At 52.9% G+C, this 12,821-nt stretch carries 11 protein-coding genes; 3 read left to right on the plus strand and 8 right to left on the minus strand.

Going from position 1 to position 12,821, the window contains the following annotated elements:
* From K5753_04595 to K5753_04605, 3 genes are all read right to left on the minus strand, one after another.
* On the minus strand, positions 1-768 hold the full coding sequence (locus tag K5753_04595; GenBank protein ID MCR4726482.1) for a hypothetical protein: 768 nt from the start codon (positions 766-768) through the stop codon (positions 1-3).
* Positions 769-949: 181 nt separating this feature from the next.
* Positions 950-1,735, minus strand: a complete 786-nt coding sequence (locus K5753_04600; protein ID MCR4726483.1) for a hypothetical protein — start codon at positions 1,733-1,735, stop codon at positions 950-952.
* 16 nt (positions 1,736-1,751) lie between these two features.
* A complete protein-coding gene (locus K5753_04605) occupies positions 1,752-3,341 on the minus strand; it encodes a hypothetical protein (protein MCR4726484.1) in 1,590 nt (529 codons plus the stop codon).
* 137 nt (positions 3,342-3,478) lie between these two features.
* Between K5753_04605 and yyaC the strand changes: the two genes are divergently transcribed.
* Complete coding sequence (yyaC, locus tag K5753_04610; GenBank protein MCR4726485.1) at positions 3,479-4,030, plus strand: spore protease YyaC; 552 nt, start codon at positions 3,479-3,481, stop codon at positions 4,028-4,030.
* Positions 4,031-4,206: 176 nt separating this feature from the next.
* Positions 4,207-6,234, plus strand: a complete 2,028-nt coding sequence (gene ftsH, locus K5753_04615) for an ATP-dependent zinc metalloprotease FtsH (protein MCR4726486.1) — start codon at positions 4,207-4,209, stop codon at positions 6,232-6,234.
* 49 nt (positions 6,235-6,283) lie between these two features.
* Here the strand turns inward: ftsH and K5753_04620 are convergent, their stop codons facing one another.
* From K5753_04620 to K5753_04640, 5 genes are all read right to left on the minus strand, one after another.
* Positions 6,284-6,766, minus strand: a complete 483-nt coding sequence (locus tag K5753_04620) for a hypothetical protein (GenBank protein ID MCR4726487.1) — start codon at positions 6,764-6,766, stop codon at positions 6,284-6,286.
* Positions 6,767-6,918: 152 nt separating this feature from the next.
* Positions 6,919-8,301 (minus strand): asparagine--tRNA ligase, encoded by a 1,383-nt coding sequence (gene asnS / locus K5753_04625; protein ID MCR4726488.1) that lies wholly within the window; start codon positions 8,299-8,301, stop codon positions 6,919-6,921.
* 54 nt (positions 8,302-8,355) lie between these two features.
* Positions 8,356-8,691 carry a P-II family nitrogen regulator gene (locus K5753_04630; GenBank protein ID MCR4726489.1) on the minus strand — a complete coding sequence of 112 codons (336 nt, stop codon included), beginning with the start codon at positions 8,689-8,691 and terminating at the stop codon, positions 8,356-8,358.
* 1 nt (position 8,692) lies between these two features.
* The gene (locus K5753_04635; GenBank protein ID MCR4726490.1) at positions 8,693-9,031 is read right to left on the minus strand and encodes a hypothetical protein; all 339 of its coding nucleotides are present in this window, start codon (positions 9,029-9,031) and stop codon (positions 8,693-8,695) included.
* Positions 9,032-9,041: 10 nt separating this feature from the next.
* A complete protein-coding gene (locus K5753_04640; GenBank protein MCR4726491.1) occupies positions 9,042-10,673 on the minus strand; it encodes a DUF1538 domain-containing protein in 1,632 nt (543 codons plus the stop codon).
* Positions 10,674-11,071: 398 nt separating this feature from the next.
* On the opposite strand from K5753_04640, the gene K5753_04645 reads away from it, so the two are divergent.
* Positions 11,072-12,811 (plus strand): Na+/H+ antiporter NhaC family protein, encoded by a 1,740-nt coding sequence (locus K5753_04645; GenBank protein ID MCR4726492.1) that lies wholly within the window; start codon positions 11,072-11,074, stop codon positions 12,809-12,811.
* Positions 12,812-12,821: the final 10 nt, after the last annotated feature.

A 12,821-nucleotide genomic window follows, 5' to 3' on the forward strand; every position in this document is an offset into this window, starting at 1 on the left:
TTACTCCGTCGCGGCGGCGGTCACCGGAAGGGTTACGTTGATGATTTTCAAAAGAGGATTGTTTTTGAAGAGCGGCTCGGAAATTACGCCGTTCAAGAGGAAGGTGTCCGCGGTGTGCGCCCAGTTTCCCTCGCCGTCGTCGAAATGGGCGATGGCGAGCCCCGCGCCCCAGAACACGGCGAGCAGGACGGCGACCATCATAATAACGCCGAGCACGCGATCGATCTTGCTCGGACCCGAATTGTGATCCAAGAACCGATAGATCTTTTTGCGGATGACGTTTCGGAGGATCAAAAGCGCGATGCCGAGGATCAACCAAACGACGAACTCGTAGATATATTTAACGATGACAAAGGATAAAGATTTGCGGAGCGAATCGCTCGGAACGGCTGCTTTTTCCGCCAAAGGAGCGACGAAAGAACCGACGTAGGGAACTTTCTCCGAGACGATCTCTTTCAACGCCTTCTCGCCGACGTACAGCGCGCCGTCTTCCTTGTATTTAACGGGAGTATCAAGTAAATCGCCGAACTCTCCGCCTTTCGGCAGTGCGTTTCCGATCGGATTCATCAAAACGGTCGCGGGAGGAGTGAATTTTACCTCGTTTCCTTTCCCGGTTTTCAAAAACAAAGGACAGACCAGCGACGAAATAAACGCGGCGCCGACGGCGATCACGAGGATCATAAATAATCCGAAGAACAATTTTGCTCCGCCTTTGATCAATCCTATGACGGCAAACGCAACGGTTAAGCCGATTATAACAAAATCCATAATACCCATAAGGCTATTATATAATAATCAAAAGACAAAATGCAACATAATATTTCATTCCGCGCGCAGGGAAAAGAAGGGAAGCGGAAAGGCGGCGTCTTTGCCTTGCAAGGCAGGATTGATTCGCGAAAAAAAAGCCGAGATCGCTCTCGGCTTTCCTTTCTTTATGGTTTCGGTGAGATCAGTGTTGGCTTTTATACTCGTTTTTATACGAGGGGTTCGAGACTTTCGGGAATGTGATCGTCGTGGAACCTACGCTCGTTACGCTGTACGAAACGGGCATATTTACGTTGTAGCCCGCCGCTTCGGCTTCCGCTTTTTGTTCGGCGGTCATTTCGGGGTGCGCTTTGCATTTGATCTCGACGCCGCCGTCTTTAACGAACAAACCTTCTACGTCTATCACCATTTTCGTTTGATTGAAAATGATATAGACTTCGGGTCCTGTGTACTTATACTTTTTCCCGACGCTTTTGTAGTTCTTTCCGTTGAAAAGATTCGCTCTCGTGTCTTCGCTGACGCCGTTCGATCTTTGGGAACAGTAGGCTTTGAAGGTTTCTTCGTCCACCGCGCCGACCTTCCATTCGTTCGAGTTGACGTCTCTGGCGTAGACGAAATAGAAGCCTTCGTCCGCTTCGAGATAGCCTTCGTCGGTCTGCGTTACGCCGTTCGAGACGGTGGTTACGCTCCAAAAGATAGCGCTTTCGGTGACTTTGTAGACGCTCGTTACTTCGGCTGCGTTCGCGCCCATGGAATAGGAGACTTTGTTGATCTGCGTAAAGTTGGTCGGCATATTCGAGGAAGATTCTTCTTCGTCGCCTGCGGCGAGCGCGGAGAGCGCTTCGAGGGCTTCTCCGCTCAGTTTACCGCTGATGATCGAGAGATTTTCAAAGAAACAACCGCAGAAAAGCGCGAGGGAAAGGGTAAGGACGATTGCGATAAAAAGGATCGAAATAAGTTTCTTTTTCATTGTTTTTTCCCTCCGATTATTCTTTGTCCTGAGATGCGTCGCTTTCCGCGGGAGTCTCTTCTCCCGTCGCGTCTTCAACGGGGATCTCTTCCGCGGTTTCAAGAGCGGCTTCCGCGCTCTCGGCGGGTTCTTCGGTCACATTTTCCGCGTTCTCCGCGGGTTCTTCGGTCGCATTTTCCGAGGCGGGTTCTTCGGTCGTCGCCGAGTCTTCCGCGCCGCTTTCGACTTCCGCCGCTCCGGTGTTCTCGGAGACGTTCGTCAAGATATCCGCGATTTGCGCTTTCGTCAAACCTTTGCCGAAGCTCTTACGCAGGATGAGAAGGACGATTTCGGTAAGGGCCATCAAGGCGACGGCGATGAATTCGAAGAGGAGCGCGTACTCTTGCTCGGGACTGACGGAAAGAAAGGATCCGCCGTTATTCGCGGTCGAACCCAGCGCCATCATCGGAAGGACGGAGACGGAGAAAAGGAAGAGCGCGTACACGAGGTGCGTGCAGTGCGCGCCGCCGTTTTTCTTCGGGGAGCAGGAGAGAGAGATCCTTCGGAGCGTTTTCGCGAGATACTTGGTCGAGATCAAAGCGAAGAAGGTCGCGACTCCGATCATCGCGATGTCGATGATGACGTCAAGATTGATCTTATTCTTGTTCGAGAAGAAGAGGATGAGTTTCCCGATAAAGTTCGAGAACACGCCCGATTTCAAAAGATTCAGGAAGAAGAAGACGAACGCGCCGATCGAGAAAAGGGAGACGGCTTGAACGGCGTTCGCATAGCGGATCTCCTTTTTGTCCCAAGCGTGAAGCCTCGTGAACGCGATATTGACGAGAGTGCCGACGCCCGAAAGAATCACCATGATCCAAGTGAAATTCGTGGGAACGACGGAATCGCTGAGCCCCGCAGCGAGAATGACGGTCAACGGGTGAACGACGATCTTCGGCATCCTCTTCGAAAGTTTCGCCGCGCCGATCACGGGGTCTTTCAAGTTTGCGAGCGCGCCGATCAGGGTCACGAGGGCAAGGATGAAGAAGACGATCGGGAGAATCAAAGAAAGGAGCTCCGCCAAAAAGACTCCGATCACCGAGGGGATGCCCGAAGCGAGCATTTCGCCGACTTTTCCATCATCCATCGAAGAAGGATCGTCGGGAATCATCGGACCCGAGAGCGCCGAAAGTACGATCACGAGGTCTCTTAATTCCTCGCGGATCTCGCCGTCTTCATTGACGAAAATGTCTTTGACCTTTTTCCCGATCTCTTCCATTTTTGCGCTGTCATTGACGTTTTTCAATATTTCTCCCATAACGGTCCCGATTTTGAAGATGGGTTTTACGGAGGAAATCATATTCAAGACGGATATTTCGACGGAAGCGTTTTCGAGATCCAAGGAATCCATCAGCTTACGGATCGCCGCTTTCTGCTCTTCGGCGGATTCACCGGACGACTGACTTTCGATATACTCGAATAGGTTTTCAATGGAAGTTTTCGTCTTTTCCGTGACGACGATCTTCGTCAGCGGCATAAAGGCGAGGAAGGTGCAGACGAGGACGAGGATAAGGGACACGAGAATGTGGATCCTTGCCATCGGCTTGCGGGGTGCGTTCACACAAAGCATAGCTATCTCCTTTATTCTATATTGTTGATAGAATTTATTAAATTTCCTTAATAATATCAAAAAATCAAGAACGATGTCAATACACACTTGAAAAAATGAGAGATAAAAAAGGGAAAACGTAAAAAGAAGATTTCGATTTGAGAGTAAAAAACCTCACTCTTGCAAAGTTCGTATTTTCGGAAAAACGCAGGGCGAAAGGTATTGCTCGGTTTTCGCGCGGTCATACTTTTGATATGAGAAAAGAAACGGTTGTGATCTGTATCGGGAGCGACAAGGTGTCGGGCGATATGCTCGGACCTCTCGTCGGTAGCGCGCTTCGGGAGGACTACGATCTGCCCGTCCCCGTCTACGGCGCGGTCGGCGAAAGCGTAAACGGCGTTAATCTCGATTCCTACGTCAAAATGATCAAAAAGCGTCACGCGGGTTCCGCTTTGATCGCGGTGGACGCCGCGCTCGGGAAAGAATCGGACGTCGGGAAGATCCGCCTCAAAAGAGGGGGCGTAAAGGCGGGCGGCGCGCTGAATCGGAAATCGGATGCGGTCGGAGATCTCGGGATCGTCGGGATCGTCGCGAAAGAGAGCGATCCGAAGGACGTGGTCTCCGCGCTTCTCGCGGTTCCGTTCGAATTCGTTTCAGAGATCGCGGCGACGATCGCGCGAGCGATCAACGCGGTCCTCGGCGGCGTGTAATCGAAGAGCTCTCGCTTTCGTCTTCGCGGCGACGAAATTCCCCGCAGGAAGCGCGCTCGATCGCCGCTTTCCGAAAATTAAAAAACTTTTGTTGAATAATGGTTTCCGCTATGATATAATATACTATCGAAAAAAGTATCTTCTTTTTCGGAAAGAAGACCGTTTTGGAGGCATAAATGTTCAGAAGCAAGGCGTCAAGGACGGCAAGCGTCATTATAACGATCATCCTTTGCATCGTGCTCGTCGTGATTCTCGTGGAGCTGTTCGTCCAGCATCCCGAAGAGCTTTCGTACGACGAATTTTTCAAGAAACTCGGCGATGGAAAGGTCAAAAGCGTATACGTCGAAGGCAATTACAAAATGAACGTGCTGTACGTCGGCACGAAGTCGAAGTCCATTTCCAACAATCCGGACGCATTCGTCTACGTCCCGAATCGTTCCGACCCGATCGACAAGATCTATGAGTACGTGGATGAAGGAAGGGCGGCGGCGGTCCCCGCGATCGTCTATAACGATCCCTCGAAAAACAGCATTTGGATCTCCCTTTTGCCTTTCGTCATCGGGATCGTCCTCGTCGGCGTCTTGCTCTTTATTTTGAATCGACAGAATATGAGCGCGAATAACAAAGCGATGAGTTTCGGCGCGACCAAAGCGCGCGTTACGGGCAACGTAAAAGAGAGATTTTCGGACGTAGCCGGCGCGGAAGAGGAAAAGGAAGAGCTGAAAGAGATCGTGGAGTTTCTGCGCGCTCCCGCGAAATTCCAAGAAGTCGGCGCAAGGATTCCGAAAGGCGTTTTGCTCGTCGGTCCTCCGGGAACGGGTAAGACCTTGTTCGCGAAAGCGGTCGCGGGCGAAGCGGGCGTCCCGTTTTTCAGCATAAGCGGCAGTGATTTCGTCGAGATGTTCGTCGGCGTGGGCGCGTCTCGCGTGCGCGATCTTTTCATTCAAGCGAAAAAGAATATGCCGTGTATCGTCTTTATCGACGAGATCGATGCGGTCGGCAGACAGCGCGGCGCGGGTCTCGGCGGCGGCCATGACGAGAGAGAGCAGACTTTGAACCAACTCCTCGTCCAAATGGACGGCTTCGAGCCGAACGACGGCGTCATCGTCATGGCGGCGACCAACCGCGCGGATATTTTGGATCCCGCGCTTCTCCGTCCGGGCAGATTCGATCGTCAGATCTACGTCAACGCGCCCGACGTCAAAGGAAGAGAAGAAATTATGCGCGTCCATTCGCGCAATAAGCCCCTTTCGGGCGATATCGATTTCAAGACCGTCGCGAGGCTGACGATCGGCTTTACGGGCGCGGACATCGCGAACCTTTTGAACGAAGCCGCGATCCTCGCCGCGAGAGCGAACCGCCGCGTGATCTTGATGCAGGATATCCTCGAAGGGATCAACAAGGTCATTATGGGCCCGCAAAAGAAGAGCCGCGTCGTTACCGAGACGGATAAGCGCATTACCGCCTATCACGAAAGCGGTCACGCGATCGTCGCGAAGGTCCTCGAAAACTGCGACGAGGTTCAGGAAGTCTCGATCATCCCTCGCGGAATGGCGGCAGGCTACACGCTGACGCGCCCCGAAACGGACGACAATCACGTTACGAAGAATAAGCTCCTCGACGAGATTTGCATGATGCTCGGCGGCAGGGCGGCGGAAGAGATCGTCATAAAGGACATTTCGACCGGCGCGAGCAACGATATCCAGCGCGCGTCCTCGATCGCCCGTTCGATGGTCTCCGAATGGGGTATGAGCGACGTGATCGGGAATATGTACCTCGGAAGCGACCGCGAGGTCTTCATCGGAAAGACCTACGGGCAGCATAGCGACGTCAGCGAGACGATGTCCGGCGTCGTGGATGACGAGATCAAAAAGATCATCGACGAAGCCTATAAGCGCGCGCTCGGCATTTTGAGCCGCCACCGCGAAATTATGGAAAAGATGGTCACCCTTCTTTACGAAAAGGAAACGATCTTCAAGGACGAAGTGGACGCCTTGTTCGAGGGCGCGTCGGTCGAAGAGATCCTGAAAAAAGATAAGACCGAGAAGAAAGAACCGTCCGCATCTGCGGAAACCCTCGTTCCTCCCGTCGAGATCGTCCCCGAAAAAGCGGAAGAGGAGCCGATTGCGCTTCCCGCGGAAGAGGAAACCGTTCTTTCCGCCGATCCCGCGGACGAACCGACCGAGAAGAAAGACAAAGAATAACTTTGATTAAATCAACAAAAGAAAAGCGCGGAATGAATCCGCGCTTTTCTTATTCGTTATCAAATAAAAAGAATTCGGATTGTATTATGAGTTCTTGATTTTGCATATCGATCACGATCATAAACCCACATCTATAAACAAATCCGTAATCTTTACTTACCAAACATTTTAAGCGGTTGATGTCATCATTATATCCGCGACGATCCGTGGACTTTTTCATTTCAATACAGATTAAGTTAAACATACCGTAATGATTATCGAATCCACGCTTATGAACAATCAAATCGACAACAATATTTTTGCCATTTAATATTTTTGGGTCGCCCTCATTTCCGTTTGAGCCTCGGTTATATTCGACGTCAACAGATATATTGCGGAATTCTTCGGTAGTCGGTAATTCGTCCTCTATGCAACGCGCAAATGAAGAACAAATACAACGTTCGCTTACATCGTTTTCAATTAAATACTTATGGCGGCGATTAAAAACGTGAATCGCATTTTGTATGATCTGTCGTAACTCATTATTATTCATCAATAAAGTAGCTCCATTTGAATGTGAAAGGTAAAAGCGATGCGCGACGTATGGTCTGAGATATGCAACAAAAAGCGGCGAACCGAGCGCATCTATGTACGTTTCTTCGCCGCTTTGTCTCTTGCCATAAAGCAGATTGGTTTTTCGTTCGCTTAAAACTCCGCGTTTTTAACGGTGCGCGGGAAGGGAAGCACGTCGCGGATGTTTTGGATTCCCGTGACGTACATAACGAGCCTTTCGAAGCCGATACCGAAGCCTGAGTGCTTCGTTCCGCCGTAGACGCGGAGATTTCTGTACCACCAATAATCCTCTTTTTTGAGACCGAGCTCGTCCATTCTCTTGTCGAGGTAATCGAGCCTTTCTTCTCTTTGGCTTCCGCCGACGAGTTCGCCGATTCCGGGGACGAGAAGGTCCATCGCCGCGACGGTCTTGCCGTCCTCGTTCATACGCATATAGAACGCCTTGATATCTTTCGGATAGTCGGTCAGGAAGATCGGGCGCTTAAAGTGCTTTTCGGTCAGATAACGCTCGTGCTCGGATTGCAGGTCGCATCCCCAGTAGACGGGATACTCGAATTTTTCACCGCATTCTTGCAGGATCTTGATCGCTTCGGTGTACTTGACTTCTTTGAATTTGAGATCGAGCATTTTGTTTAAGCGATTCAAAAGGTCTTTATCGACGAACTTATTCAAAAACTCGATATCCTGCGCGCAACGATCCAAGGTGTAGCGGACGGAGAATTTCAAAAGGTCTTCCACGAGCGCCATATTGTCTTTGAGGTCGGCGAACGCGATTTCCGGCTCGATCATCCAAAACTCCGCGGCGTGGCGCGAGGTGTTGCTGTTTTCGGCGCGGAAGGTGGGACCGAACGTATAGACGTTACTGAACGCCATGCAGAAGGTTTCGACGTTGAGCTGACCGGAGACGGTCAAACTGGTCTTTTTGCCGAAGAAATCTTTGGAATAATCGATCTCGCCCTTATCCGTCCTCGGGACGTCGTTCATATCGAGGGTCGTGATCTGAAACATTTCGCCCGCGCCTTCGCAGTCGCTCGCGGTGACGATCGGCGTGTGGACGTAAATAAATCCGTGATCGGCAAAATAGCGGTGGATCGCCTGCGCGAGGACGGAGCGGATGCGGAAGACCGCGTTAAAGGTGTTCGTCCGCGGGCGGAGATAGGCTTGCTCGCGCAAGAATTCCAAGGACGCCGCTTTCTTTTGGATCGGGAAATCGGGGGTGGAAGCGCCTTCGATGACGATCTCTTTCGCGAGAAGCTCGAAGGGTTGCTTGGCTTCGGGGGTCAAAACGAATTCGCCTTTGACGCGGATCGCCGCGCCTACGTTCTGCTTGACGACCTCGTCGAAATTCGCGAGATTTTCTTTTTCCGCGACGACTTGGAGCTTATTGAAGCAGGTGCCGTCCGAAAGTTCGATGAATTTATCGTTGCGAATGGTTTTGATCCAACCGCAGACGAGGAGTTCTTCGCCCGAAGAAGGGGTATTAAAATACAAATCTTTGATAAAAGTCCTTTTCATACGTCTTACCTCGAAATTATTCTATCACGAAACGCGCGAAGGGGCAAACGATTCTTAGCCCTCTTCTTTGAAGGGAACGAAAGTCAAGCCGAAACTCTCCTCGACGGGGAGAGAAAAGACGATGCCGCGTCCCGGCGTGTCGAGCCCTACGGCCTTCGAGATCTCTTTCATGACGTCCGCGCGGATCTCCTCTTTGACGAGGATGATCGCGACTTCTTTTTCTTCCTGAATGTTCATCGCGAAGAAACGCTTGGCTTTTTCGCCGCCCGTGCCGCGACCCGTCATGATCGTTCCGCCCGTCGCGCCCGAAGCGCGCGCCGCGTCCATGACGAGATCGGCAAATCCTTTATTGACGACGACGACGATCAAACTGCATTGTACTTCTTCCATATCAAACCTCCGCTTCTTCCGCGAAACAGGAGAGGACCCTCTTGTCCGCGATGCTTTGAACGTGCAGGGTAAACGCGACCCCGCCTCCTTTTCCGATGTGAAACCGTTCTTCCAGCGCGCCTTTGACGTCCGGAACGAGCTCCGAATTGACGAGGAACGCGACCAAATCTTTGTTTATATCCCCGATCCCGAGGAGGTTGAGCCACTGCTGCTTCGCCGTTCCGTGTCCGAGCATCGCCACGAATCCGAAAGCGCGGTCGGAAAAATAGGCGCTTACGGCGTCTGCCTTTCCGCGTTCGACGATCGCGACGACCAAACTCAATCTCGTTTTCTTTTCCATAGTTTCTCCTTTAATCGAGGTCGATGATCTCGATTTCTTCGGATTGTTGCTCCGCGATTTCGGCGGGAGCGTTAATCGCGCCGACTTCTTCAAGCGCGGAGGCGGGCTCCGCGGAGAGCTCGGGCAATTCTTCGATCTCTTCCGCAGCAAAGGCGGGGGCGGGGATCCGAGGCGCTTCCGTTTTCTTCTTTTCCGCGAGTTTCGCTCTCAAAGTTACGGTAAGCCCGAGCCCTTGCAGAACGATCAGCGGAGACATCGCGACCATCGCCACGAGCCCATAGGCGTATTTGATGATATCCTCTTCTCCGTTGATCGCGAGACACGCGCCCGCCGCAAGAGGGAGAAGAAAAGTCGCCGTCATCGGCCCGCTCGCGACGCCGCCGCTGTCAAACGCGATCGCCGTGTAACTCTTCGGCGTAAAAAAGGAAAGCAGGATCGCGATGGCGTAGCCGGGGAGGACGAGCCACCAAATGCTGAATCGGAAAAGGATGCGGAGCATCGAAAGCCCGACGGACAGCCCGACGCCGATCATCAAGGTCAAAAGGACGTGCGTCTTTTTGATCGCGCCGCCGCTGATCTTTTCGATCTGATCGTTCAGGACGTGGACGGCGGGTTCCGCCGCAACGATCATAAAACCGATCAGACAGCCGAGCGGAAGAAGGACGTAGCCGTGATTTTCGCCGAGCCGCCTTCCGATCTCTTCGCCCGCCGCGCTGAAACCCGCGTGCGCGCCCGTCATAAAGAGGACGAGCCCGAGATAGGTGTACAGCAAGCCGAAAACGATGCGCCAAAACGCCAAAACGGGCAAATTCTTGTTTGCGGAAAAGCGAAAGATCAGGAAGAAGACGGCGATCGGTCCGATCGCGATCGCCATGTCGCGAAGTTGATTCAGGAAAGTCAGTCCGTAGACCCGAAGAAGAGGACCGGAGAGGATCTCCGTTTCGGCGCGTACCGCCGAAACGTCCGAGAAAAGCCCGAGCAACATAACGGAGAGAAGAGGTCCGATCGACGCGAGCGCGACGAAGCCGAAACTTTCGTCCGTTCCCGTCCTGCCGCCGATCGCGGAAACGCCGACGCCCATCGCGATGACGAACGGAACGGTCATCGGACCGGTCGTTACGCCGCCGCTGTCAAAAGAAAGAGGCAGGAACGCTTCTTTTCCGAGCAAGGTCAAGAGGAGCGCGAGCGCGAAGACGAGGGCGTAAGAGACGATCAAAAGAAGGCGAAGGGAGATCCCGAAGATCACGCGGAGCATCGAAAGCGCCAAAAACACGCCGACGCCGACCGCGACGAGGGCGATCAAAAGCCATTTATTGATCGATGAGGAAAGCCCCGAAGCGAGGACGGAGAGATCGGGTTCGGCGACCGTTATGATCATTCCGATCAAAAGCGCGACGACGATGATCAGGGTAAGATTTCGTGTCTTCGTCGTCGTGGAACCGACCATTTCGCCGATCGGGATCATCGCGACTTCCGCGCCGATCGAGAATAAACTCATTCCCGCGATCACGAGCGCGCAACCGATCAGAAAGGAAAAGAAAAGGCGCAAAGGCAAGGGCGCAAGGGTAAAAGAAAGGATCGCGACGAGGATCGCGATGGGCAGAGTCGAAGCTAAACTTTCTTTTATTTTGGAAAAAATCATACGCCGCCTTTATCAAAACTATTTGTTATTATACCATATATAAAAGGTTCGTGTAAAGAAGGCGCGCCCCCGTGATCGGGAGAAAAAAAAGGAAAAGTCTTGACGAAAAGGGCGAGAACGAGTATACTTCTTTTATTCGGATAGAGGCGCGCGTCTTATGATAAACCGCAAAGCAGGCTCGTTTGCGGCGGGAAAGGAGGACGCGCCGAGGGTGAAAACGAAACCTGTGACCGTTTGATCCCGGGGCGCGAGAGAATATCTCGCGGACTGTCGCCGGAAAGGCGGAGAGCTATCGGACGGGACTTCTTCGGTTTGGCGGGCGGCTCTTCGCGCCGCTTTTTTTATTGAAAAGCGTCTGATCGATCACAATGCGCCGCAAGGCGCGAAAGGAGAAAAATATGGTAGGTACTTTTTGGGCGTTCGTGCCCGCAATCATCGCGATCGTGCTCGCGCTTGTGACGAAGCAGGTTTATCTCTCGCTTTTCGCAGGTATTTTCGCGGGCGCAATGTTCCTCGCGGGCGGAAACCCGATCGAGGCGATTAGCAATTTGTTTATAACGATGGGCGGTCAACTCGGCGGCAACGGCGGCATTTTGATCTTCCTCGTTATTCTCGGCATCTTCGCCGTCCTTATGGTCAAGACGGGCGGTTCGAAGGCGTACGGCGAATGGGCGACCGGTAAGATCAAGACCAAGAGAGGCGCGGAACTCGCGACCGTCGGTCTCGGCGCGTTGATCTTCGTGGACGACTACTTTAACTGCCTGACCGTCGGAAACGCGATGCGCCCCGTGACGGATAAACACAAGGTCTCTCACGCGAAGCTCGCGTATCTTATCGACGCGACGGCGGCTCCCGTCTGCATCATCGCCCCGATCTCTTCTTGGGCGGCGGCGGTCGCGGGCTATGCGGACGGCGGTATCGTCGCGTTCATCAAAACGATCCCCTTTAATATGTACGCGCTCCTTACGATCGGCTTTATGGTTTTGACCGTTTTGCTGCGTTTGGACTTCTTCAAAATGAGAAGAAACGAAAAGATCGCGAAAGAAACGGGAGACCTCCTCGCGGGCGAGACCGATCTTCCGACCAAGGACGTAGAAGCGGACGAGAAAGTCAAAGGCAAGGTCATTAACCTCGTCTTCCCGATCGTTACGTTGATCGTCTGCTGCGTCGGCGCGATGATCTATAACGGCTTTTTCTATGATTGGGACGCGTGCGTCGTCGGGACGGCGGTTCAATCGAAGAACGTCCTCGAAGCGTTCAGCAACTGCGACGCGGGCTCCGCGCTCGCGATGGGCTCTTTCATCGCGCTCGTCATTACGCTCGTCTTCTACCTCGTGACCAAAGCGATCACTTTTAAGGCGAGTATGGAATCCATCGTGGACGGCTTTAAGTCGATGGTCCCCGCAATCCTTATTTTGACTTTCGCTTGGACGCTCGGCGGCATTATGGGCGCGAAGGGCGCGGGTCTCGACGATTTCGGCAAAGTGGTCGCGGACGGAACGCTCAACGCAAAAGCGTTCGTTCAGGCGAATATCACGGCGGACAGTATGGCGCTCGGCGTGATCCCCTTCGTCTTCTTCCTGATCGCTTGCCTGCTTTCTTTCGCGACGGGAACTTCTTGGGGAACCTTCGGCGTCTTGATCCCGATCTCGACCGCGGTCATGTCCGCGACGACGAGCGAAGGCTTGTTCTTCCTTACGATGTCCGCCGTTCTCGCGGGCGCGGTTTACGGCGATCACGTCAGCCCGATCTCGGACACGACGATTATGGCGTCTTCCGGCGCGCAGTGCAATCATATCGATCACGTTAAGACCCAACTTCCCTATGCGACGATCGTCGCTTTGATGTCGGGTGTCGTCTACCTCGCGATGGGCTTCATTTGTTCCACGAAGGTCGGGCATTCTTACGGCGCGAGCGCGGGTATCACGCTTGCGATCGGCTTCGGGATCCTCGCGGGCGTCATCGTCCTTTTGGCGATCCTGAACAAGAAAGGGATCATCGAGACGATGGATAACAAACTCTTGAATTTCTTCGCGAAACATCCCAAAGAGCGTCCGATCGAAGAAACGGTCCAAGGCGGTTCGGAAGTGACGGACGAGATCGAAGAAATGCAAAACGACGCGAAGATCGAAAAATAAGAGCGGTCTT

The sequence above is a fragment of the Clostridia bacterium genome (genome assembly GCA_024685775.1).
GTDB lineage: Bacteria > Bacillota > Clostridia > Christensenellales > CAG-1252 > CAG-1252.

Excerpts from the sequence above, each read along its gene's own strand:
- K5753_04595 (MCR4726482.1), bottom strand. The coding sequence starts at position 768 with ATGGATTTTGTTATAATCGGCTTAACCGTTGCGTTTGCCGTCATAGGA.
- K5753_04620 (MCR4726487.1), bottom strand. The coding sequence starts at position 6,766 with ATGAATAATAATGAGTTACGACAGATCATACAAAATGCGATTCACGTT.
- K5753_04635 (MCR4726490.1), bottom strand. The coding sequence starts at position 9,031 with ATGGAAAAGAAAACGAGATTGAGTTTGGTCGTCGCGATCGTCGAACGC.
- asnS (MCR4726488.1), bottom strand. The coding sequence starts at position 8,301 with ATGAAAAGGACTTTTATCAAAGATTTGTATTTTAATACCCCTTCTTCG.
- ftsH (MCR4726486.1), top strand. The coding sequence starts at position 4,207 with ATGTTCAGAAGCAAGGCGTCAAGGACGGCAAGCGTCATTATAACGATC.
- K5753_04645 (MCR4726492.1), top strand. The coding sequence starts at position 11,072 with ATGGTAGGTACTTTTTGGGCGTTCGTGCCCGCAATCATCGCGATCGTG.
- K5753_04640 (MCR4726491.1), bottom strand. The coding sequence starts at position 10,673 with ATGATTTTTTCCAAAATAAAAGAAAGTTTAGCTTCGACTCTGCCCATC.
- K5753_04630 (MCR4726489.1), bottom strand. The coding sequence starts at position 8,691 with ATGGAAGAAGTACAATGCAGTTTGATCGTCGTCGTCGTCAATAAAGGA.
- K5753_04600 (MCR4726483.1), bottom strand. The coding sequence starts at position 1,735 with ATGAAAAAGAAACTTATTTCGATCCTTTTTATCGCAATCGTCCTTACC.
- K5753_04605 (MCR4726484.1), bottom strand. The coding sequence starts at position 3,341 with ATGCTTTGTGTGAACGCACCCCGCAAGCCGATGGCAAGGATCCACATT.